The following is a 23,534-nucleotide window of genomic DNA, read 5'->3' on the forward strand; positions in this document are numbered from 1 at the left end:
CCATTGCCATTGCCATTGCCGTTACCATTGCCATTGCCGTTGCCGTTGCCGTTACCATTGCCATTGTCATTACCTGGCTTTTCAACTAACACATCAAATGTTAGTGTGTGGTTACCATACGTTACCGTAATCGTCGTAGTACCTTGACCTTTTCCTTTTACAACGCCTGCATTGACAGTAGCTATTTTAGTATTTGCTACTTCATAGGTTGCAAGCTTAGTAACATCTTTTTCTGTTGTTTGACCATTAACAGTAGTTACTTCAGTAATCTTCACGGTAACTTCTTTACCGATTCTTGTTTCAACCTGTGCTTGGTCAATTTCTAGTGTTACTTTTGGTTCTACAACAGGTGCTTTAACTGTAACATTTACCGAAACAGTATTTTTACCGTATGAACTAGTAATGGTAGTCGTACCTTCACCTACTGCAGTGACTAATCCATTTACTACTGTTGCAACATTTTCATCTCCAACAGCATACGTAGCTTTTGATGTTACGTCTTCCTCTGTTGCATCACCTTCTGCAGGTGTTGATGTTTCCGTTACCTTAAGCTGTGCAGTTTCCCCAGCTGTAAGGTCTAGCTCAGTTGGATTTACAGAAAGTGTTACTACTGGTTCAACTATTTCTTTTTCATATATTTTTGCTTCCCCAACATTCCCGGCAGCATCCGTAATGACTACAGATACAGCATTAGTTTCCGCTGTTACTGGGAATGTGAAGCTACCATCTTGATTTAATTCAAAAGCAACAGGTGCTTTTACTTGGCCATTTACCGTCGAAATATAGGAAGCTTTTAATTTATCATTTAAATTGTAATTTAAATCATATAAAGCTAATTCTTCATTGTAGTCGATATATTTATCTGTTACTTGTCCTGTAGCGACGCCATCAGCTACTGAACCCGAAATTTCTGGTTTAGTCGTTTTCACAATAATTGGTCCAACATAGTCGGAAATTGCACCTGATGCTGCAAGACCTGTAAAGTCAATTGTATAGAGACCGTCTGGAATCGTTGTGGCAGGTTCTGTTCCCCATGGTTTGTACTGCCCACCAATATTCAGTGTGTAAGAGCCTTTTCCTAGCGCAGTACCTGCATGGAGATAACCAATGTAACCGTCGCCGTATTCGCCATCTTCAGGATTCATAATATCCCATAGCTCGATATAGTTAGTTGTTACATCTCCAGTTAATGTGAATGAAAGGACTGCTGAATCTTTCACGCCATCTCCGTTAAAGGATAGGTCTGTTTCTGTAATCTTGTAATCTTTAATTTCCGTTACTGCCTCGCCGCCAAGGTCAGCTGCGAATGGTAATGAAATTTCTGTATCTCCCCCATTGATATAAATATAGCCTAGTATTTCAGAGCCGTTTGGTGCTATAGCCTGTGAAGCAGTTAATGTAATATTTAACACTTGCTCACCGTTTAAATTAAATGTCGGCTGATCGACTGTAACCGTTGCATCACCAAATGTTTTGGTCACATCAACTGAAACGCTATAATTACCACCGTTTCCTTTCATGTCTTTTACTAGAACTTGTTTCGTTACAGAAATATCCTGGTCCTTCAGTGATTGTGGACCGAAAGTAACTGTACCTTTCAAGTTTTCAGTAATGGCACCTGTTCCATCTAAAATTGCGGTATCAAGTGCATAAGCAAGAATCTCTGGGTGCGCTGCAGCATACGGATTTACACGCCCCGCACCTTGAGAAAACACATCGTATGTTGTTTTATCTAAAACCTTGGCCGTATTAGAAAGCGCCACTTTTACATCAAACGCATTCCAATTAGGATTGGCTTGTTTAACTAAGGCCACTATACCTGCAATATGCGGTGTTGCCATAGAAGTTCCTGTTTTACGGCCATAAGCTTCTGCATAATCCGCATCAGGGAAATCTTTTTTATACATTGGAATCGTTGACATAATATTTGTTCCAGGTGCACTTACATCTGGTTTAATATCAAAGTTTGGAGTAGATGGTCCACGTGAACTTGAAGAGTTTACATCATCCCCCAGTGTCTTTGTGGAAGCAAATTTACTGAAGCTTATTTTACCTGTTCCGCCTGCTAATGCAGCGCGCATGGCATTTCCATCCGTTTGAGACATATCAAATGTTGGTAGATATTCGAATGCATCACCAAGGAATGTGCCTGAAATGTCCGGTGCATTTGATCCACCTGCAAAGTTATGAATAATGGTTGCGACAGCTCCATTTGCCTTTGCATTCGCAATTTTATCAACGAAGGCGATACTGCCACGAGAAATCAATGCCACTTTACCGTCTACATCAATTCCTTCAAAGTCTTTTACTTCTCCATTTCCTGGAACAGCAACTACATCAAATTCTCCTTGAAGCTGTGTAGCTACATTTTTTCCGAAAGTAGTTCCCATTAATGGAAGCTGTTTAGTTAAATTGTAGTTGCCAACTGTCACTTTCACTTCACCGTTGTACATGATTTCAGGATTTGTTGTGTTACCAACAGCAATTCCTAGTCGAGCGGTTGCAGGCGTCCCCATTGTTCCGCGATTCGGACCAGAGTTCCCTGTTGCAACTACTCCGATTGTTCCAGCTATCATGGCATTATTTATAGCAAATGAACCAGCATCCGTTTCAGTGTTAGCTCCCCCGCCAAGTGAAAGGTTGATAATGTCCATTTTTTCAATGACAGCTGTTTCAATTGCTTTAACAATACCTGAAGTAGCACCACTTCCATATGCCCCAAGAACACGGTAAGCATAAAGGTCTACTTTTGGAGCGATCCCTTTAATGCCGTATTCGTTAGCACCGATTGCCGCAATTGTTCCAGCAACATGTGTACCGTGAGATGTATAGAACGCGCTTCCTTTTTCATTAAATTCAGGAGTACCAGCTGGACGCTCTGAAGGCAATGTTTCCGATGCATCATTATCTGCCCGAGGCTTCGTGTATGTCGAAGAGTTTGGAATAAAGTTTTTTCCGCCTTTATAAATTCCAGCGAATTCAGGGTGATCTGCATCAATACCAGTATCTAATACAGCTACTTTTATACCTTGTCCTTCAAGCCCTTCCTTCCAAAGCTCTTCAATGCCAAGAAAAGAATTACTTGTATTCATTTGAGCTTCTAATTGATCTTCCTTTATAAGTTCTGATGATTTCGTCGAATCATCTTCTGATGCATGAACAATGACATCAGGTTCTATTAATGTAATTCCTTCTACTGTAAGCAGTTTCGGGAGATCGTTTGCTTTCACAGTTGCCGCAAAACCGTTTAAAACAGTATCAAATGTGTATCCTTGAGTCATTTGAACCTTTTTAGTAGCTAACTCCTTTTTTACTTGTGCTTGCTGTACTTTTACATTAGAGCGAACTTCTTTTGCTTGGGAATTAGAGAATTTTTGGCCTTTGATTTCGCTTATACCTTGCTCTAGTGCAACAGGTTTTTCAGATAAATGAACAATGACTGCAACCTGTTGATTGCCTGATACATTTTGTAAACTTTCGTGGAGAGTTGGGCCATCTTTAGATAAGCTTAGCTGTTCAGCAATAGCCGCCTTTAGTTGGATAATACTTTCACTTTGACTATCCTGCTTGAATGGTTTCGATTCTTCAGCACTAGCACTCGACAATGGAACCAATAAAGAGAGCACCATAACGAAAACTAGAATACTACTAAAAAACTTCATAAACTTAAAATTTTTCAAATCTCATTTCCTCCCCTACCTTTTATTGTCACACTTTTCAGTATAGTGTGATATTTCCAATTTATCACAATGGAACTAATTCGAGTATCGGAATATTTAAATATTCTGAAATATTGATAATTAGTATCATTTTATGAAAGATAGATTAAATCTATTTTCCTAGTAATGGAATAAAAAAGCAGAACTTTCCAATGAGAAATACCTATCCAAGTTTTCTCAATTACTCCTATGGAAACAGATAAAAGTAGGTATAGATGGCTGTAGTAGCTTATAGAAAAAGAGGGAGGCCAATAGGAGGAGTGATTGAAGGGATTATTTAATAGCTTAAAAATAAAAATAGCTGGCGATTTTTTTACAAATCGCCAGCTAAAAGTATGTGGTAAACTACCTCATCAGTAAATGTCATTTGATTTTTTATGCAGATTGTTTTTGGTCTAAGTGATAACTAAAAAATGTTAGTAGGCTTGCACAGATCGCAACGAGCCCACCGACCCATGTTACATTCATTAAATTCCCTTGATGGTAAACAATTCCTCCTAATGCAGATCCAAAGGCAATACCAACGTTACTCGCAACTGGCATAAGTGAAGCTGCCAATCCTTTAGCGCTTGGCTGGTAAATTTCGGCAAGGTCAATTAAATATAGCTGAGTAGATGTTGTTAACAGGATGGCCATTAACGACATTAACCCGATGTTGACTAGCCCTAAAATAAAATGATTGGAGGTCCAAAATAAACAAATTAGCACAATTGCCTGCACGAGAAAAACGAAACGAAGACGACCGATAGCATTGTGATTGGCAATTTTACCAGCGAGAATATTGCTGAATATCGAAATAAACCCATATCCAAAAAGGATAAGACTAATAGAATTATTTGGCGCTCCCATTCCGTTCAAAATAGGGACAAGGTACGTAAAGACCGCGTAAGTTGCACCAAATCCTAGAGCAGGAATGAAAAAGGCCATTAAAATACGTGGCTTGATTATGAGAGAAAACTGATCCCGTATGGAGCTACGTACTTGACTGAGCCCTTTTGGCAAGACGAAAAAGGATGCCAAAAATGCAACCCCTCCTAGTAAAGTGGTTAACATGAAAGTGGCATTCCATCCATACGAGTTGGAAATAACAATACCAATTGGTACCCCCACGACATTTGCCAGTGTGAATCCGCCGAAAACGAATGAAATGGCAAGTCCACGTTTGTTACTCGGCATGGTTTCGCTTGCCACAATCATGGCTAGTGAAATTAAAACGCCTGTTACAACCGCTGTCATAATACGAAGTAGCAGCAGCATAATGTAGTTCGTAGAAATGATACACAAAGCATTAAAGACGATGAAGGCTGCTATTAAAAACAACATCCATTTACGCTTTGGAAAGTGACTTGTTGCGGACATCACGAGTGGTGTAGCAACGGCAAATGAAATGGCAAATGCAGAAACGAGTGTGCCTGCTTTTGCATTTGTCATTTGTAGACTTGAAGAAATATCAGTTAAGATTCCGACTATGACAAACTCACTTGTCCCCAACACGAATGTTAAAGAAGTAAGTGTGAAAATAAGTAACCAATGTCTCTTGGATAATTGAGTGTGGTGCATAAATACCTCTTTCTTAGATGAATATAAATGTGTCACAGAGTAGATAAACAACCTAAACATCATATCATAAAATATTTTTACAAGAAAAATTTTTCTAGATTGCATGGGATTATTGGATTTCCACTGTCGATAAGGCTACTAATTTTAATAGCTACATCAACTATGGTTAAACATCAATCCTGCTTCCTTACATTTTTTCTTAAAGGAGGAATTTACTAAGTTTGGTCGAAATTTAACATGAAGAAAGCTTGTTCAATTTCTGCCGTACTAACTACCTTTAAAAAAGGAAAGGGAAGATTCCTGATGATTCAATTCCAAAATCATACTACTACAGTTTTTCAAAGTGCATTATATATGACTACCTCGGCAATCATTCAAACGAATGAAGCAATCATTATGACAGATCCTAATTGGTTGCCTAGCGAAATTCAAGAAATTCAAGATTTTATAAATAACATTCAGGGTGACAAACAACTATATATTATTTATACCCATAGTGATTTTGACCATATAATTGGTTCAGGAGCGTTTCCAGAGGCCAAGGTAATTGCCTCTAAACGATTTGATGACAATTCGAATAAAGCAGAAAGCATTCAAAAAGTTCATCAATTTGATCAGAAATATTATTTACATAGGAGTTATTCCCCTGTATATCCTACAGTTGATATTGTCGTTTCAGAGGATGGATATACAGTAGAGTTAGAGTCCATTACGATGACCTTTTACCAAGCCCCTGGCCATACAGATGATGGTTTATTTACAGTGATAGAGCCGTACGGGTTATTCCTTTCGGGCGATTACTTGTCCGATATTGAATTTCCGTTCATCTTTAGCAGCTATAAGGATTATGTGAATACGATGAATAAGGCTGAAAAGACTTTACATAATCATGCCATCACAACCCATATACCCGGTCACGGAATGACGACCCAAAATCAACAAGAAATTCAAAAAAGAATTGATAGCTCAAAGTATTACTTAACTCAGCTTCCACAAGATAAAGGGGAGTTAGAGAATTATTTAAGGAGCGAGTATTCATTTTTTGAAGGAATGAAAAGCATTCATACGGACAATAAAGAGATGATCTGTAAAGAAAGTTCAGAAGAGCATTTGTAGTCTTCTAGAATGCATCGACATGTAGGACAAAGCAACCAAAAAGGAGATTGGCTTGCAATAGCCAGTCTCCTTTATTATGAAAGCTTACTTTGTTAATTGGTTTCTAGTAAACGCTGCAAGTAGTTCACGTACTTCATCGGTTGAATGGGCATTTATTAATTGAATGCGTAATTGATTAGCTCCCTTGAAGCCACGCACATATATTTTAAAGAAACGTTGTAATGCTTTAAATGAACGAGTTTCAAATTCCTTAGAATAATGATCATGAAGATGAAGGTGAAGGGATAGCAAGCTCAGGTATTCCTCTGCAGTATGCTCCTTCGGCTCTTGCTCAAAGGCATATGGGTTTGAAAACACGCCTCTCCCAATCATTACTCCATCGATACCGTATTGCTCAGCTAATTTTAATCCTGTTACTCGGTCCGGAATATCTCCGTTGATCGTTAGCAATGTATCAGGAGCTATTTCATCCCGTAGTTTTTTTATATCTGCAATCAATTCCCAATGTGCGGGGACCTTACTCATTTCTTCTCGTGTACGTAGATGAATAGAAAGGTTAGCGATGTTTTGTTTTAAAATATGAGTGAGCCACTCACGCCACTCTGCTACATCTGTGAAGCCAAGTCTTGTTTTTACGCTAACAGGTAAACCACCAGCTTTAGCGGCTTGGATAATCTCTGATGCTAGTTCAGGATGAAGAATTAAGCCAGCTCCTTTACCACGTTCAGCTACATTATCGACTGGGCAACCCATATTAATATCGATCCCTTTAAAGCCCAGCTCTTTCATACCGATACTCATTTGACGGAAATGTTCAGGGTTGTCTCCCCAAATATGGGCAACAATCGGCTGTTCATCTTCTGTGAAAGCTAAACGGTTACGCACGCTATCCATACCATCTGGATGACAATAGCTTGTCGTATTGGTGAATTCCGTGAAAAATACGTCGGGACGACCTGCCTCACTAATGACATGACGAAATACAACATCTGTCACATCCTCCATAGGTGCTAAAATGAAAAATGGCCGTGGTAAATCAAGCCAGAAATTATTTTGATTCATTGATGAAAATCCTCTCTTTCCAAAATACTACCTTGCAAAAAGATAACATATTTCGTTTATTTCTTCACAACTAATTGGCTTAGGCACCTATAAGAAAGTTCGAAGTTGTTCCTCTTTACATTAATGGGGAATGAGTATAGGTCTTCACAGCATTTTTATGGCTAATCTAAAGGAGGGATACCATTAGTATTTCTTAGAAATATTGACATTTATTTTTCAGACCACTAAGCTTAATTGGAAATAGACAGGGAGGGGGATTGCCAGTGGAATTTGTTACATTAAAATGTCCTAATTGTAATGGAAACATTGAATTTAAAGAGGGGCATTCATTTAAATGTCCATTTTGTGATACTGAAATAATGTTAAAAGAAAATAAAGTCTACTATGTAGATCAAACGATTAATAATTATTATGGTACAACTGCTCCTCAAACAGCGACACGTCCAAAATCGAATTTAAAAGTATTACTTCTTATTCCGTTTGTCTTTCTATGTGTATTTTTTGGATATTTGCTGTTAAGCAACCATCAAAAAGAAGAAGGAAATTATGGAGAGACAGCTGTACGAACAATACCAGAAAGCAAGGTTTTACTACTCTTTTTAAAAGATGTCTTTGAAAAGGGGGATGTAATGCCAAGTGAAGAAGAGATTGCAAGCATCCGTTATTTGGCTGCCTATTTTTCTGAGGATCAATGGCATTTTGATTACAGTCTGGATGATCCGTTTACAAATAAGGAAGCAGAAATTGTGACCTATACTATGAAGGATAAGTTATTAAACACACAAAAAATTGAACAAAAGGACTTCGAAGCATTTACTGGATTGACTGTATTGAAGCTGATGAATGATTATGAAATATCGCAAAGTGAAAAAGTAAGCTTTCGACATTTGAAAAACTTGAAAAGCTATACAGGAAGCTTTAATGAATCTTTTAGTAAAATTGCAGAATACTTTAGCGATAAATCTACGGTTTCAGAACTCTCTATCCAAATTCGAAGTAATAATGAGCTTGCTTTATTATTAGAGTTTCCCAATCTCCAATCACTAGAAATATCTTATATGGCGGAAGAGGTCACAGATTTTCAGCTTCTAAATAAATTGCCGCTAAAATCACTGTCTTTAAAATTTACCAATGATTTTAAATGGCTATCTACTTTAACAAATTTAGAATCATTAACAATCGATAATAGTGATGCGACAGATTTTAGCTCTTTTTATTCACTGAATCAATTACAGGGATTGAAGCTTACTTCGGTAAGAAATTTAAAAACTCTTGATTTTATACAAAACATGCCTAATCTCCAATCACTTGATCTTGAAAATATGAACATTGCTAATTTAGAAAAATTAAGAAATAAGTCGTCTTTAACAAAGCTACGCTTATCTTCTCCAGGTCAGTTAGAATTACTTGATATTGTGAACAGCCTATCGTCACTCACGGAGTTAACGCTAACAGGTTACTATGGCGACACTCCACGGATAGTAGCGCCCCATTTGAAAAAGGCGGAAATAACAGGCTCTTTTATACCTAAGCTAGAGGCACCTAGTTTAACAAATTTGATTGTGGACATAAGTGGAGGGGATTCGACATTAAATGGTGCACAATTACGGAAATACCCAAAGCTCGAACAACTTACAGCGAAGGAGTATGGAATTTTTACAGAGATTAGTTCTTTAAATGACCTACCTAATTTGCAAACACTACATTTTGACGAGACGGTTTTTGAAGAGGGAACGAGGGAGCTATTCAATCTAAAACATGTAAAAACATTAAAATGTTCTAAATGTAATTTTCAATTTACGAATGCGCATCCTTTAACAAACAATGTGCTGTTGCATTTAACTTTAAATGATGTATCGATGCGAGTAGGGAATGGTGATTGGGTGCATGAGGTTGATAAGATGATGCCTTTCTTTGCTGATTTTTCAGCTCTACGTTCATTTACTTTACAAGATAGTTCGTTACAATCGTTAAGTTTTTTGGAGAATTGGCAACAAATTGAGGTGCTTCACTTGGAAAACAACGCTATTTCAAATATAGAGCCTTTAGTGAATCTACCGAATTTAAAAAAGCTTTATATTCTAGGGAATCCGGTACAAAATCAATCTGCTCTAGACAAGGGAATTATGGTTTATTAAGGTTATGCGTAATTTAAAACATTAGAAGTGTGGATTTTTAGGTTATTACAATATGAGAGGCGATAGAATAGCTTTATAGGAGGGCCGAAAAATGAGGAAGGCAGAAATGATGGACCAGCATTTAGAGACGTATGAAGAGAAGATTAGTAGTACGGAGATTTGGCATGCTGTAGATTTAATTTATAAAATTAACTTAGATGAGGCTCCTATTGTCAATAAAGAGATGGAAGGAATGTCTTCATTATCAGGAAGAGAGGCCATAGATTCCTTTCTACAACAATATGAGGGAACTATTACAGGGGCAAAGGCTCGAACTATTCTAAATGAAATGTTTGGTGTTAATTTGGATGCCATTTCCTCACTAGAGGGAGCAAGGCTATCTTTATATTCAAAGGGTCAATGGATTGTTCAACATGAAAAGGATTTATTTGTCGTACATACAGGAGCAGGAGATATAGATGTGAAGGTCTATCCTACAAATTATTTCGTAGAACAAACTGGGCAAAAACAATTACCAACTAATTTACAGCATGAGCTAGCAAGTATCGGATATTACTTCGACGATACAAAGGATAGCTACTATTACTCAAATCCTACGGGTGAAGCTGTTTCAGATGCTTTTAAAGGAAAAACAATAGGTGCGATACTCGGGGTCATTCAACAATCATTTGCACATGTATAAATTAAAAAGGTCATATAGAGGGGTTATTCATCCCATCTATATGACTTTTCATTATTAGTGATAAGATTTACTTTCCAAAAGAGGATAAAAATTTAACTCGATCTCCCATAGGAGGTGTATTATTGTCGGTTAACACTACTTCCAATACAGCTGGACCCTTTAAATTCATCAAGTTATGAAGCATATCTTGGTTAAGGTCTTGCAGCTCTGTTACTTGGAAGCTAGGTATATCCATCGCTGAAGCCATAGCACTAATATTAATTGGATGTTGTTCAAAGGATGGATGCGTACGCTTAAACTGTAAAGCATGTCCATGGTAGACCATCCCTAAACGAGCATTATTCATGACAATAAATAAAATGGGTAGATTATATTCTTTTGCTGTTAAAATCTCCATCCCATGCATGAAAAAGCAACCATCTCCTGTAATACATGCAACAGGACGTTCAGGTTCAGCTAACTTTGAACCAATGGCAGATCCAATTCCACTTCCCATAGCTCCAAAATGGACATTTATATTAAATGTATCATAATCTACTACTTTCATATGATGAATGACATAGGACATAAATTCACCAATATCAATAGCATATCTTGTAGAGGCAGGTAAATATTTTTGAATAGTTAACAATACATTTTTCGTGTTATATTCCCCTGTGTCTTCTTCATAAATATCTTTATTTTCTGTAACCTCAAACGAAGTTCTTGCTAGACCTTTAGCTCTTAGTTCTTCAATAAGCAATAATAAACTACTATGGATGTCACCTAGCACAGGGAGATCGATTTCATATTTACGGTTGAACACGGATTGATCAAAGTCCAGCTGTATTGAAAAACGATTTTTCGTAAGGTTTAAGTTGTAGTTATTCGTGGCTGTCTCACCTAAACTTGAACCGACAATGAATAAAACTTGCCCATCGCCATCAGCTATTAATTGTGAGGCAGCCTCGTGGCCAGCAAAACCGAACACACCAACTAGGAGAGGATGATCCTCTGGAATATACCCTTTAGCTTGTGGTGTTGTGATAATTGGCCAATTTAAAATTTCTGCTAACTCTAATAGTTGTTCAACAGAGTTTCTTACCCCTTGACCTACCAAAATATAGCCACTTCTTCTTGCTAATAGCTCTTCAGCTACACGTTTAATGGTATCTAATTCAGGAACAATAGCTGTTCCTTTTGGTGGAGCTGGTATTTCTACGTTTGGAACGGTTTCATGTTGAACATCTATTGGTATAGCAATATGTACAGGACCTGGCACGCCAGATAGAGCAATTTCTGATGCTTTTACTATTTCTGTTAGTAAATCCTTCGATTCTTTCACCGTTACGCTATATTTGGTAACTGGTCGGAAGATTGGTTCAGCATCTAGCTCTTGAGAGGCATTTAAACCGATCGTGTTAACAGGAACAGCACCGGTTAAAAATAAAACCGGTAAATGCTCCCGCATAGCATTTGCGGCACCTGTTACTAGATTTGTTCCACCAGGTCCACTACAACCAATACAAACACTTAGATGATTGGTGTATTTTGCGTAAGCCGCAGCCATATAGGATGCTGCTCCCTCATGTTTTGTGACAATAGGTGTTAATTCACTCATATCATTGAGTTCATCAAAAAATGCATTGACGGAGCCTGCTGGAATACCAAAAATATATTGCACACCACTATTTTTTAAATACTCTAAGACTGTGCGAGCTGCTTTCATCATCATTTCTCCTTTGCATATTTATTTAATAGGCTAACAGAAATATTTTTTCATAATTTCTCCAGCTTTCATAGGCTTACTGAAAAAATATCCTTGCATTAAATGACAATTTTGTGCCAATAAATAGTCTGCTTGCTCCTTTGTTTCGACCCCTTCAGCAATAACCTCCAGTTTCAAATTTTGAGCTAGGGTAATGATTGTATTAGTAATAGCCGCTGCATCATCCGTTAACATTTCTTGTACAAAGGATTTATCAATTTTTAATGTGGAAATCGGCAAATTTTTTAAATAGCCTAAAGATGAATAACCAGTACCGAAATCATCAATAGCTAAATTGACCCCAAGGCCATTCAATTGTGTCATCGTCTTTAATGTTACCTCTGTATTTTTTACAATTAGATTTTCTGTGAGTTCTAGCTGTAAATACTCAGGAGACAAATCTGTTTCATTTAAGACATTTTCAATAATAGAAAATAAATTATTCTGCTCGAACTGATGGACAGATAAATTCACAGACATACTAATTAAAGGATATCCTTGATTATGCCACTCTTTTAATTGCTTGCATGCTTCCTTAAGAACCCACTCACCGATTGGAACGATTAACCCTGTTTCTTCAGCAAGTGGAATAAACCTATCGGGCGTTATCATGCCATGTTCTCGATGATTCCACCTTAATAGAGCTTCCACACCTTTAATTTTATTTGTTTTATAATTGATTTGTGGCTGATAGAAGATAATCAATTCATCGCGCTCTAAAGCCTTATATAAATCATTTTCAAGTTTGATACTCTCAAAAGTTCTTGTATCCATTCCTTCACTAAAGAAATGGTAGCTAGTGCCAGGTGTCTCCTTTGATTTATACATGGCAGTGTCGGCATTTTTGATTAACGTTTCTGTAGTATCACCGTTTTCAGGAAATAAACTGATACCAATACTTGTTTTAATATATATTTCATTGTCTATTAAATTAAAAGGTTGCGAGAAAGAAGCATTGATACAATTAATAACTTTTAAAATGTCATTCTCACACTTAATATTAGGTAAATAGATTGTAAACTCGTCTCCACCTTGCCTTGATAAAGTTGCATCTTCTGGGACGCAAGCACTTAAACGTTTGGCAACACTTTGAAGCAATAAATCTCCATAACTATGACCTAGCGAATCATTTACTAACTTGAAACGATCTAAATCCAAGTAAAGCACAGCTAATTTTTCACCATTTACTTTTGCATACTTCAGTCCTTGCGTTAGTCTGTCTATTAAAAGAACTCTATTGGGCAAATCCGTCAAACTATCGAAGTAGGCGTGGTATTTAATTTTCTCTTCTAATTGCTTTCTTTGCGTTATATCTTTAAATGTAATAACTTCACCTACGACTTTATCTCCTTCTTTTATTAAAGAAGTGACGTATTCAACGGGGAAGTTGGAATGATCTTTTCTGAAAAATACTTCATAGCTGTTAAAATTTGCATTTAAAAAGGGTGAAACAGTCATGTTATCCTCTGCTTCACAACCACTCATAATAATTTCAACTGATTGTCCAATCAATTCTCTATCTGTTTCATACCCCAGCATGAGCGCACCTGCTGGATTGCAAAATGTAATGTTACGGTCAAGATCCAATCCAAAAATCCCTTCATCTGCCGAGTTGAGAATTAACTCTTTTTCACGGCTAAGCTGCTGTAACTCCGCGACTACTCGTTCAAGCTCTTTATTTTTGTCTCTTACTTCTGATGTTCTCTCCTCAATAATAATCTCTTGTTTTTCCATATATAACTGGTTGGATAAGGCAGATGCAGTAGTATCAACAATGGATTGAGCTAACTGTAATTGAGTCTCAGAATAGAAAAAAGGTTTATTTTCAAGATTAACAATTGAAATTTGTCCTAAAATTTCACCCATTGAAATCAAAGGAAACATAACTAATCCATTTATGCCGAAATTACGACAAACTTCATGATTTGGCCTGTCATCCTCAAATACATTTGGAATAAGAATCGCTTTTTTCGTTGTAAAAACTTCCTGCATGACAGGGTCATTACTCTCATCAATTTTTATTTTGTTATGCGTTTTAAGCCAATTCTCTTCGGTCCAATCGCTATCCTTACTCAACTTAGCTGGTTTAATACTTTTTTCTGCTAAAGGATCTAATAAATGAACACCTATATTTTTATTATCTAAAACCTTTTCTAAGTAGAAAAAGCATTTATCAAGGCTTTCCTGTAGCGAAGAGCACATGGATAGGTCGCGTGTAACATCGAGCAGTAACTGCTTTTCATTTATAAGATGCTCTTTATAAGTTAAGTTGTTTGCGTTTTGAATGGCCACCGCAGCCATATTTACATAGGCCTCAACCGTTTGAATTTGTTCCTCTGTTAAGTTCATTGGAATTCCATAATCAAATAAAAAAACAAGTCCAAACAGCTCTTGTTCAAACGAAATAGGAAGTACTAATAAAGATTTAATATGAAATCCTTCAACGGCTCTAGGGTCAGGGCGATTGTCTCTTGAAGTATCAGGAATATAGATTGTTTTCTTTGTTTCAATCACTTCCTTAGCTAGTAAATCTATTTCAGTCTCAATGACATGCATATTCAATGTCCAGCCGTTAATCACTTCTGGTTTTCCTACATATCCTCTGAATGTTCCATCTTCTTGTGGCAAATAAATTCCCACTGAATCACAGTTGACGATTTCTTCAGATATTGCGATTGTTACCTGTTCCAATACTTCACGTAAATCTAGCTTCATGTTTATCATTTTCGTTATATTGGCCAGTCGAGAATATCTCGTTTGTTCTATAGACATGTAAATGAACCCCCAATTTTTTGTCATTGTCCTGTAGAAAAATTGTTAAATTTTTGCTTTATTCGTATCGAATGTCTTATTATTTTATTTTACAGTAGTAATAATCAGGTAGGTAAAAAAATGTAGAAATTAGTTAAAATTTCTTAATAGTATTTTTCGGTTTTAGCCATTACCCTTTTGATATAGGACTAGATTCCTTTGCATAAAATTAAATACATTCTACAGTAGCGATAATGATCTATTAGGTTTTTACTAGTAATGGAAAGTAAATGTTCATCAAAAAAAATGCAATAATCTTGTATGGCACTTTGTAGCATTTTCACAGGAAAACTATGTGCCAGTTCAAAAATGGGCTTTTTCAACTTTAACGGAAGAATATTAAAATATTATTACTATCTATTTGACCGCTATCTATCTAAGTAAAACTTCAGCTCATTTTCCAAAAGTCTAAAGTTAAAATGACAAACATGGAATTATATTCAATATAAGAGAGCTTCCTAGATTTTATTCTACAGTGCAATAAAAATTCCTCTCTCTAAACAAGCATTCACCTCCTAAATAATGAAATATTCTGATTATTATTTGTGTTATATCCAAAACATATTTTAATTTATGGTACAAGAAATCACCTCAACATGATGGGTGATTGATTGTGGTCAAGTATGGGATAGTTTTATAATGAATAGATGGTAAATAAGAGGAGTTGAAAAGATGTTCACACGTAACAAAGGTTTTTATGTAGTGTTATCGTTGCTAGCAATCATTTTTGTATTGACGGGCTGTGGTACAGCTAAGGACAGTAAGAAAACAGAGGGAAGTACAACGAAGGAATCAGAAGAAAATTACGCATCAAAGGTGAAAGAAAATCCGATTGTAACGATTACGATGAACAATGATGAAAAAATTGTCATCGAATTAGAGCCTACTGTAGCACCCAATACTGTAGCGAACTTTATTTCATTGGTGAAGGAAGGATTTTATGATGGTCTTATATTCCATCGCGTCATTCCTGATTTTATGATTCAAGGTGGAGACCCTTCAGGTAATGGTACAGGTGGACCTGACTATTCAATTGATGGCGAGTTCTCCTCAAATGGTTGGGACAATAATCTGAAACATGAACGTGGTGTCATTTCAATGGCACGCTCGCAAGATCCAAACTCTGCAGGATCACAATTTTTCATTATGGTAAAAGAATCGACGAATCTAGATGGAGACTACGCTGCTTTTGGGAAGGTTCTTGAAGGTATGGAAACAGTAGATGCTATAGTTGCAGCTGAGCGAGATGCTACAGATAAACCATTAGAAGATCAGCAAATGAAAAAAGTAGAGGTGGACACGAAGGGCTTTGATTACCCGGCACCTAAAGTAAATAAGTAGACACTAAAAAAGGCTAAATCAATTAGGATTTAGCCTTTTATATTTGTCGATAACCTCGTATATACCCTTATCCTTCAGCTTCCTTTGGTATCGAAATAAGCCATAAAAAATCGTCCTCTATAAGTATTTGAATATCCTCACCATAGTTCATTAGTTGCTCAGCTTTGCGTTGTTTAGTACTGATACCACGACGTTTGTCTCCGAGGATGACAAAATCCGTTTGTTGTGTGACGGCGCCTTGTAAAAATCCACCACAAGCCTTTACTTGTTTGGCTGCTTCTGAACGAGTCATTGTGGCAAGAGCGCCTGTAAACACAATTTGCTTTTGATAAAAGGGGTGGGGAAGGCTTTCGGTTGGATCTGAAAAGGTGATGTCTAGGCTGTCTTTATTCGTCATATTGCCCTCCTGAAACTCCTTCGATTTTTTGCCTGCTAGTTGTGATAAATACATCCACAAAGTTTTGCATGTATGCTACATTAAAAATAAAAATTTAAAGAGGTACATAGACATGAATTCGCAATTGACCGCTTTTATTACTCTTTGCTGTACATCAGGTGTACTAAATTTGTATTTATGTTTATATGTCTTTCTACAACGTTTTAATTATACAAAAATTGCTCAATTGTTTATTGGTTATACAGCTTTAATAACAGTGTATTGTTTTGCTTCTGCGTTTTGCATTATAGTTACATCGCTTGAGGCTATAAAGATTTGGACAACTATTTTATATGTCGGCATGGCAACTTCTGCACCCTTAGGCTTATTGTTTATCATGCAGTATTTGGGCTTTCAATTATCAAAGAAAAAAATCATTGGAATTCTTGTTATTCCTGCTATTAGTATAGTGTTGGTTGCTACGAATGATATCCATCATTTACATTATCGAGTATTTGAAATTGACCCTGTTTTAGGGGCTCCTTATATTCATCAGGAAATTGGTTTATGGTATATCATTCATGGCATCTTCACATTTTCCAGCATGCTTGTAGCATTTTTATTAGTGCTGACCCATTGGAAGGAAACAGCTAAATCTTATCGACCACAATTAATTGCGTTAATGTGTGGGCAGTTGATTCCCATTATAACAGCATTTGTCTATTTGCTGGGTTTAACACCACAAGGAATTGATCCAGTTCCAATGGTTTTATGGGCTTCCTCCCTGTTATATTTATGGTCTATTCATTCCTCGCGCTTGTTTAGAGTAATGCCGGTCGCTAAGGATGCTATCTTTCATAGTATCAATGATGGCGTTATCGTATTAGATGAAAGTTTTCGATTAATAGAATTTAATAAAGCCTGTAATAAGATGATCCCACCCTTAAAGAGATCGATGTTCGGCATGGACTTTGCGAAGGTATGGCTTGAGGTAACGGGGCAGTCAATTCCCTTTACATGGGAGAGCGTGGTGAAGACGCAGGAATTTGAGCTGGATCTTACTGATCGTACGTATCAAGTGCGTATTTCAGCACTACAGCATGTGAATCATGGTAGTGGACTATTACTAATTTTCACCGATATGACGGAGGTAAAAAATCTCCAAAAAATGTTGGAAAAACAGGCCTATTATGATGAGCTTACACAAATTTATAATCGCCGTGCATTTTTTCAACAATGTAATCAAGCATACGTTGAGGCGAAAGGGACGTCATCCTCATTTACAGTGGTGCTAATGGATATTGATCATTTTAAACATGTCAACGATACGTATGGTCATGCAGTGGGTGATCAAGTACTAGTTCATGTCGTCAAGGCTTGTCAGGATGAATTAAAACCTGGTGAACTTTTTGCAAGATATGGCGGTGAAGAATTTGTTCTTGCGTTACGTGGATACACATTAGTAGAGGGAGAAGATTTAGCAAATAAGCTTTGTCACAGTATAGAGCTACAACCGCTTAAGACTACAGAGGGAATCATTACGACTACGATTAGCTGTGGGGTAGCTGAAGGGACAAATGGGGAAGAGACCTTATATCAACTCTTGAACAAAGCAGATAAAGCACTGTACTCAGCAAAACAAGCAGGACGTAATCGAGTACATGTGTATAGAGATAATGAAAAAGCTAAAATATACAATCATTGAACAATGATGTATATTTTAGCTTTTTACTTACCAATCTGTGTGAAAAACACCTGCTAAATCAGTTCGTTCATACGTATGAGCACCAAAATAATCTCGCTGTGCCTGTAGCAAATTAGCATTAGATGAACCAGTTCGATAGCTATCATAATATGTGAGCGATGCACTTAAGCATGGGAATGCATTCCCTGCCTGTATACCTTCGCACACAATTTTTCTCAATCCACTTTGATAGTCCTTTGTTTTTTCTGCAAAGTAAGGATCGATTAATAGGTTAGGGAGTGTAGGCTGTTTTTCATAAGCATCGCTTATAACATTTAAAAACTCTGCACGTATAATGCAGCCACTACGGAAAATGAGCGCAATATCCTTTAATGGTAAGTTCCAATTATAGAGCTCTGAAGTCATTTTATATTGTGTAAAGCCTTGTGCATAGGCACAGATTTTCCCCATATAGAGAGCTTGTCTGACATATTCTACCCACATATCTTTATCGAGATTTGGCTGAGTACTGCTTGGACCTGCTAATACTACTTCTGCACGAACTCGTTCGTCTTTTAATGATGAAATATAGCGAGCGAATAAAGCCTCCGTAATAATCGAAGTTGGAATGCCATTATCGATGGATTGCATACTTGTCCATTTGCCAGTTCCTTTTTGACCCGCTTTATCAAGAATCATATCGATCAGAGGTAAGCCTGTGACATCATCTTTTTTTCGTAAAATTTCAGCAGTAATTTCAATTAAATAGCTTTTTAATTCTCCTTGATTCCATGTTTCAAAGATTTCAGCGATCTCCTCAACAGACAATCCAACATTATTTCTTAAAAATGTATAGGCCTCGGCAATAAGCTGCATATCAGCGTACTCGATACCATTGTGGACCATTTTGACAAAATGGCCTGCACCTTTAGGCCCCATATACGTGCAGCATGAAGTGCCCTTAAATTGCGCTGCTATTTTTGTAAGAATAGGGGCCGCTTTTTCGTAGACCTCACGATCGCCACCAGGCATGATTGAAGGACCTGTCAAAGCTCCAACCTCACCACCTGAAATGCCAATGCCTAAATAGCCGATGCCTCGAGCCATCAGTCCATCATGTCTACGCTCGGTATCTTGATAGTGAGAGTTACCGCCGTCCATAATGACATCGCCTGTTTCAAGGAACGGCACTAAGGAATCAATGACTGAATCAATGGCTTTACCAGCAGTCACCATTAAAAAGATCTTTCTTGGTTTTTCTAAAGATTGCACAAAATCTTCTATTTCATAGTAAGGAGTAAGCGCTTGTCCTTCGACCTTTTGTAGAAGTTTGTCCGTTAGGTCGCGTGTATAGTTATAAACGGCTACTTGCTCGCCCTTGTTAGCCATGTTTAAGGCGATATTACTGCCCATAACACCTAAACCAATAACGCCTATTGTATTTAACATTTATGCTCGCTCCTTCTTGTCTATTTTTTAAACAAATAAACTAAGTAATAAAATAAATCCTAAACCAGCTACAGATACAATGGTTTCCAGCAACGTCCATGTAGCAAACGTTTCTTTCATACTTAATCCGAAATATTCTTTAAACATCCAAAATCCAGCATCATTAACATGTGAAGCAATTAAGCTTCCCGCACCTGTCGCAAGAACCACCAATGCAAGGTTCACATCATGTTGGCCTAACATAGGGATTACTAGCCCAGCTGTTGTTAAAGCGGCAACAGTAGCTGATCCCAATGAAATACGTAAAATAGCAGCAATGATCCATGCTAATAGAATGGGTGATAAAGTAGTTCCATGGAATAGTTCAGCTACATAATCACCAACGCCGCCATCGATTAATACTTGTTTGAAGGCACCGCCACCACCAATAATCAACAGCATCATGCCAATATGCGAGATAGCTGTTGTACATGATTCCATTACTTGCTTAATTGGAATTTTTCTTGCTATACCCATCGTATAAACGGCTACTAATAAGGAAATTAACATGGCAGTACCAGCCTCTCCAATGAAGCGGATTCCGGCTAATAAGCTGTTATCTTCGAAGCCTATTGTTTTTTGTAGCAGTGTAATTATAGTAGCGATGGACATTAAAATAACAGGTAACAATGCAGTGAAAACACTGATGCCAAAGCTAGGAGTATCCTCCAACTCAAAGGTTTTTTGCTCTCCTAAAGAGGCAATATTTCCAGTTTTATTGAATGATTCAGGCACTAATCTTTTAGCTACCTTTGTAAATAATGGCCCAGCTAGAATCACAGTTGGAACGGCGATAATAAAACCATAAAGCAATACTTCGCCGATATTTGCCCCATATTCACCTGCAATCACCGTAGGGCCTGGATGTGGGGGTAAAAATCCATGTGTTACCGATAAAGCGGCTGTCATCGGAATACCTAGATACAAAATAGAAACCTTCAATTGTCTCGAAATAGCGAAAACAATAGGTATTAATAGTACTAGTCCTACCTCAAAGAAAAGGGCAATTCCGATAATAAAGGATGCCGCCACCACGGCCCACTGAATATTTTTTTCTCCAAATTTGTTCACAAGGGTCATAGCAATGCGCTGTGCGCCCCCTGAATCGGCTATTAATTTACCTAGCATTGCGCCAAGTCCAAATATTAATGCCAAGTGACCTAGTGTACCACCTAATCCTGCTTCAATCGTTTTTACAATACTATCTACAGGTATTCCAAGAACTAAAGCCACACCAAATGAAACAATGATTAAAGAGATAAACGTATTTAATTTAAAGACCATTATTAAAATCAACAGTGCAATAATACCAATACCTACAATAACTAAAGGCATATATTTTCCTCCTTTTTAGTCAGGCTTTATTAAGCTCCTCTGATATTGAGCAATAGATGCATAATCGTCTGCTAATACCCTTGATAAACGAATGAAAATAGGAAGTAGCTGTCTATATTCTTTAGCTGCCTCTTCTAAAGGTGTATGTTTATAAGTGTCACCAATCATATCCCCAACCACTTCAAATGAATCAATTTTGCCGATTGCATATAAGCCTAAAATACAAGCACCAAGGCAGGAACTTTCATAGCTTTCAGGTACTACTACCTCTGATTCAAAAATATCAGCCATCATTTGCCGCCAAATCTCTGATCGTGAAAAACCACCTGTTGCTTGAATACGTGTAACGGGACTTTCCATACATTCAAGTAAGGCTAGGTATACGGTATATAAATTGTAGATAACCCCTTCAAGAGCAGCTCGTATCATATGCTCTTTTTTATGGGACATGGTTAAACCAAAAAATGAACCACGTACATCTGGATTCCATAAAGGAGCGCGCTCCCCTGATAAGTAGGGATGAAAGAGTAATCCATCAGCACCGGGTCTTACACGCTCGGCAATTTTTGTTAACACGTCGTACGGATCAATGCCTAATCTTTTAGCTGTTTCAATCTCAGAAGAGGCAAACTCATCACGAATCCAACGAAGAACCATACCACCATTGTTTACGGGACCACCAATAACCCAATGGTTTTCTGTTAATGCATAACAAAAAATTCTTCCTTTTACATCTGTTTTGGGTTTATTAATAATCGTACGAATGGCACCACTTGTCCCAATTGTAACGGCAATTTCGCCTTCCTTAATGGCGTTAACTCCTAAATTTGAAAGCACACCATCACTTGCACCGATCACAAAAGGTGTTTGAGGATCAATGCCGATTTGCTCAGCCAAAATTGGGTGACAGTTGGTGAAATATTTAGTTGTTGGTACGAGTGTTGATAATTGTGCACTTGTAATTCCAGCCACCGTTAAGGCCTCTTCATCCCAATCTAAAGTATGAAGATTCATCATCCCCATAGAGGAGGCTAATGAATAATCCACGACATATTCATTGAAGAACTTTTTAAAAATATATTCTTTAATGCCGATATATTTTTTTGCTTTACTAGCTAGTTCAGGGTGTTCCTTTACAAGCCATGTAATTTTACTTAGCGGGGACATGGGATGAATAGGGGTCCCTGTTCTTTTATAAATCTCATGCCCGTTCCATTCGTCTTTAATTTTATGTGCCCATGCCTCACTACGATTATCCGCCCAAGTAATGACAGGAGTTAACGGTCGGTCATTTTCGTCTATCGCAATTACACTATGCATGGCACTACTAAAGGATACAAACAATAATGGTTTGCCCGAATGGACTTTCATAATATTTGACATTGCTTGCAGTACTGCCTGAAAAATCTCTTCTGGATTTTGCTCCGCTGTCGAAATATCAGGTGTATATAGTGGATACCCGATATTTTCTTGTTGAATAACTTCGCCTTGTTCGCTGAATAATACAGCTTTTGTGCTAGTAGTCCCTATATCTACACCTAACATATAGTTAGTCATCCTGTGACTCAACCCCTTTAGATAGCATTTGCTGTGACTTCCATAGGTCCTCCACAGTCCCTTGAACATCGTCAAAATTGTCATGTAAAGATTTAATCATGAGCTTTCGATCTTTAGCTCGGATAGCATCTATATATAGCTCGTGATTGTTTACAATACGAGTGAAATCGTCGTATTTTTCAATAAAGCGCATGCGCATGGATAGTAGTATTAACCCTTCCATTACTGGCTTTAAATTATTCCAGATCATACCAATATAGGAATGTCCAATGGAGCGAATAATAGCTTCATGGAACATAACATCCTGATAAGAAAATTCATCTGCATCATTATATTTTATGGCAACTTTCATCATTTCTAATGTTTTGCTAAGTTCCAGCGCTAGGTTAGTTGTATCCATTTTAATGAGGCGCTCAAACACAAATGTCTCAATCAGTAAACGAACATCATATATTTCTTCTATTTCCTTCTCTGACAAACCAATGACAACAGCGCCCATTTTCTCAAGTCTAATGATGTTCTCAGATGCCAATGTCCTTAATGCTTCACGAATGGGTGAACGACTTACCTCAAAATCGGCTGCTAATTTGTTTTCAGAAAGAATGGTACCGCTTTCAATTAATCCTGAAATAATACGCATTCTAAGCTCATAAGCTACACGATCGCCAGTTGAAGCCTTAGAAAGCCATTTTTGAGGATATAAATAATCATTAGATTCGCTCATAATATCACCTTTTTTTATTTTCAGTATACTTGTATACAAGTATTATAGTCAGAAAGAAAATAAGATTGCAAGTCACATAAAAGGAATAACAATAAGACGTCGAGAGAAGAGCCTTCACGATAATGCTTCGTAAAATAAAAAATTTATTGTACATGCTTTCTTTTTACATGGACAAACTTTACAGTGAGAAGTTT

15 protein-coding genes are annotated in these 23,534 nt (G+C 37.2%); 5 read left to right on the forward strand and 10 right to left on the reverse strand.

Annotated elements, in window-relative coordinates; translation table 11 throughout:
- Window positions 1–3,680 (reverse strand): S8 family serine peptidase (locus tag PI85_RS21385; RefSeq protein ID WP_039392456.1); only part of this gene is annotated, 3,680 nt, incomplete at its 3' end.
- 414 nt (window positions 3,681–4,094) lie between these two features.
- Window positions 4,095–5,279, reverse strand: coding sequence for an MFS transporter (locus PI85_RS21390; RefSeq protein WP_036121842.1), 1,185 nt, complete (start codon window positions 5,277–5,279; stop codon window positions 4,095–4,097).
- Window positions 5,280–5,582: 303 nt separating this feature from the next.
- On the opposite strand from PI85_RS21390, the gene PI85_RS21395 reads away from it, so the two are divergent.
- The gene (locus tag PI85_RS21395) at window positions 5,583–6,395 is read left to right on the forward strand and encodes an MBL fold metallo-hydrolase (protein ID WP_036127477.1); all 813 of its coding nucleotides are present in this window, start codon (window positions 5,583–5,585) and stop codon (window positions 6,393–6,395) included.
- An 84-nt stretch (window positions 6,396–6,479) separates the two neighbouring features.
- Here the strand turns inward: PI85_RS21395 and PI85_RS21400 are convergent, their stop codons facing one another.
- Window positions 6,480–7,457, reverse strand: a complete 978-nt coding sequence (locus tag PI85_RS21400; protein WP_036121840.1) for a tRNA-dihydrouridine synthase — start codon at window positions 7,455–7,457, stop codon at window positions 6,480–6,482.
- A gap of 263 nt (window positions 7,458–7,720) precedes the next feature.
- On the opposite strand from PI85_RS21400, the gene PI85_RS21405 reads away from it, so the two are divergent.
- Both PI85_RS21405 and PI85_RS21410 read left to right on the forward strand, forming a co-directional pair.
- A complete protein-coding gene (locus PI85_RS21405; protein ID WP_036121837.1) occupies window positions 7,721–9,595 on the forward strand; it encodes a leucine-rich repeat domain-containing protein in 1,875 nt (624 codons plus the stop codon).
- A gap of 91 nt (window positions 9,596–9,686) precedes the next feature.
- The gene (locus PI85_RS21410; RefSeq protein WP_036121834.1) at window positions 9,687–10,277 is read left to right on the forward strand and encodes a hypothetical protein; all 591 of its coding nucleotides are present in this window, start codon (window positions 9,687–9,689) and stop codon (window positions 10,275–10,277) included.
- Window positions 10,278–10,344: 67 nt separating this feature from the next.
- Here PI85_RS21410 and PI85_RS21415 read toward each other — a convergent pair whose 3' ends face one another.
- Both PI85_RS21415 and PI85_RS21420 read right to left on the reverse strand, forming a co-directional pair.
- Window positions 10,345–11,985 carry a thiamine pyrophosphate-binding protein gene (locus tag PI85_RS21415; RefSeq protein WP_191967625.1) on the reverse strand — a complete coding sequence of 547 codons (1,641 nt, stop codon included), beginning with the start codon at window positions 11,983–11,985 and terminating at the stop codon, window positions 10,345–10,347.
- Between the two features lie 33 nt (window positions 11,986–12,018).
- Window positions 12,019–14,796, reverse strand: coding sequence for an EAL domain-containing protein (locus PI85_RS21420; protein WP_039392459.1), 2,778 nt, complete (start codon window positions 14,794–14,796; stop codon window positions 12,019–12,021).
- Window positions 14,797–15,507: 711 nt separating this feature from the next.
- Here PI85_RS21420 and PI85_RS21425 point away from each other — a divergent pair.
- The gene (locus PI85_RS21425) at window positions 15,508–16,176 is read left to right on the forward strand and encodes a peptidylprolyl isomerase (protein WP_036121826.1); all 669 of its coding nucleotides are present in this window, start codon (window positions 15,508–15,510) and stop codon (window positions 16,174–16,176) included.
- Between the two features lie 67 nt (window positions 16,177–16,243).
- Here the strand turns inward: PI85_RS21425 and PI85_RS21430 are convergent, their stop codons facing one another.
- Window positions 16,244–16,573, reverse strand: a complete 330-nt coding sequence (locus PI85_RS21430) for a BRCT domain-containing protein (RefSeq protein ID WP_036121824.1) — start codon at window positions 16,571–16,573, stop codon at window positions 16,244–16,246.
- A 112-nt stretch (window positions 16,574–16,685) separates the two neighbouring features.
- Between PI85_RS21430 and PI85_RS21435 the strand changes: the two genes are divergently transcribed.
- Window positions 16,686–18,257 (forward strand): diguanylate cyclase, encoded by a 1,572-nt coding sequence (locus PI85_RS21435; RefSeq protein ID WP_036121821.1) that lies wholly within the window; start codon window positions 16,686–16,688, stop codon window positions 18,255–18,257.
- Between the two features lie 27 nt (window positions 18,258–18,284).
- Here the strand turns inward: PI85_RS21435 and gnd are convergent, their stop codons facing one another.
- The 4 genes from gnd to PI85_RS21455 are packed head-to-tail and all read right to left on the reverse strand — an operon-like array spanning window position 18,285 to window position 23,340.
- Window positions 18,285–19,685, reverse strand: coding sequence for a decarboxylating NADP(+)-dependent phosphogluconate dehydrogenase (gene gnd / locus PI85_RS21440; RefSeq protein WP_036121818.1), 1,401 nt, complete (start codon window positions 19,683–19,685; stop codon window positions 18,285–18,287).
- Between the two features lie 27 nt (window positions 19,686–19,712).
- Window positions 19,713–21,059 carry a GntP family permease gene (locus PI85_RS21445; RefSeq protein ID WP_036121815.1) on the reverse strand — a complete coding sequence of 449 codons (1,347 nt, stop codon included), beginning with the start codon at window positions 21,057–21,059 and terminating at the stop codon, window positions 19,713–19,715.
- A 15-nt stretch (window positions 21,060–21,074) separates the two neighbouring features.
- On the reverse strand, window positions 21,075–22,616 hold the full coding sequence (gene gntK / locus PI85_RS21450) for a gluconokinase (protein WP_036121812.1): 1,542 nt from the start codon (window positions 22,614–22,616) through the stop codon (window positions 21,075–21,077).
- Window positions 22,609–23,340, reverse strand: coding sequence for a GntR family transcriptional regulator (locus tag PI85_RS21455; protein WP_036121809.1), 732 nt, complete (start codon window positions 23,338–23,340; stop codon window positions 22,609–22,611). The genes gntK and PI85_RS21455 overlap by 8 nt, the downstream gene beginning before the upstream one ends.
- Window positions 23,341–23,534 lie beyond the last annotated feature (194 nt).

The organism is Lysinibacillus sp. A1 (genome assembly GCF_000801965.1).
Lineage (GTDB): Bacteria > Bacillota > Bacilli > Bacillales_A > Planococcaceae > Lysinibacillus > Lysinibacillus fusiformis.

Bases quoted from the DNA above. Each gene is read 5' to 3' on its own strand.
- PI85_RS21395 (WP_036127477.1), top strand. From the start codon at position 5,583: ATGATTCAATTCCAAAATCATACTACTACAGTTTTTCAAAGTGCATTA.
- gntK (WP_036121812.1), bottom strand. From the start codon at position 22,616: ATGACTAACTATATGTTAGGTGTAGATATAGGGACTACTAGCACAAAA.
- PI85_RS21425 (WP_036121826.1), top strand. From the start codon at position 15,508: ATGTTCACACGTAACAAAGGTTTTTATGTAGTGTTATCGTTGCTAGCA.
- PI85_RS21435 (WP_036121821.1), top strand. From the start codon at position 16,686: ATGAATTCGCAATTGACCGCTTTTATTACTCTTTGCTGTACATCAGGT.
- PI85_RS21400 (WP_036121840.1), bottom strand. From the start codon at position 7,457: ATGAATCAAAATAATTTCTGGCTTGATTTACCACGGCCATTTTTCATT.
- PI85_RS21390 (WP_036121842.1), bottom strand. From the start codon at position 5,279: ATGCACCACACTCAATTATCCAAGAGACATTGGTTACTTATTTTCACA.
- PI85_RS21455 (WP_036121809.1), bottom strand. From the start codon at position 23,340: ATGAGCGAATCTAATGATTATTTATATCCTCAAAAATGGCTTTCTAAG.
- PI85_RS21420 (WP_039392459.1), bottom strand. From the start codon at position 14,796: ATGTCTATAGAACAAACGAGATATTCTCGACTGGCCAATATAACGAAA.
- PI85_RS21445 (WP_036121815.1), bottom strand. From the start codon at position 21,059: ATGCCTTTAGTTATTGTAGGTATTGGTATTATTGCACTGTTGATTTTA.
- PI85_RS21430 (WP_036121824.1), bottom strand. From the start codon at position 16,573: ATGACGAATAAAGACAGCCTAGACATCACCTTTTCAGATCCAACCGAA.
- PI85_RS21410 (WP_036121834.1), top strand. From the start codon at position 9,687: ATGAGGAAGGCAGAAATGATGGACCAGCATTTAGAGACGTATGAAGAG.
- gnd (WP_036121818.1), bottom strand. From the start codon at position 19,685: ATGTTAAATACAATAGGCGTTATTGGTTTAGGTGTTATGGGCAGTAAT.
- PI85_RS21415 (WP_191967625.1), bottom strand. From the start codon at position 11,985: ATGAAAGCAGCTCGCACAGTCTTAGAGTATTTAAAAAATAGTGGTGTG.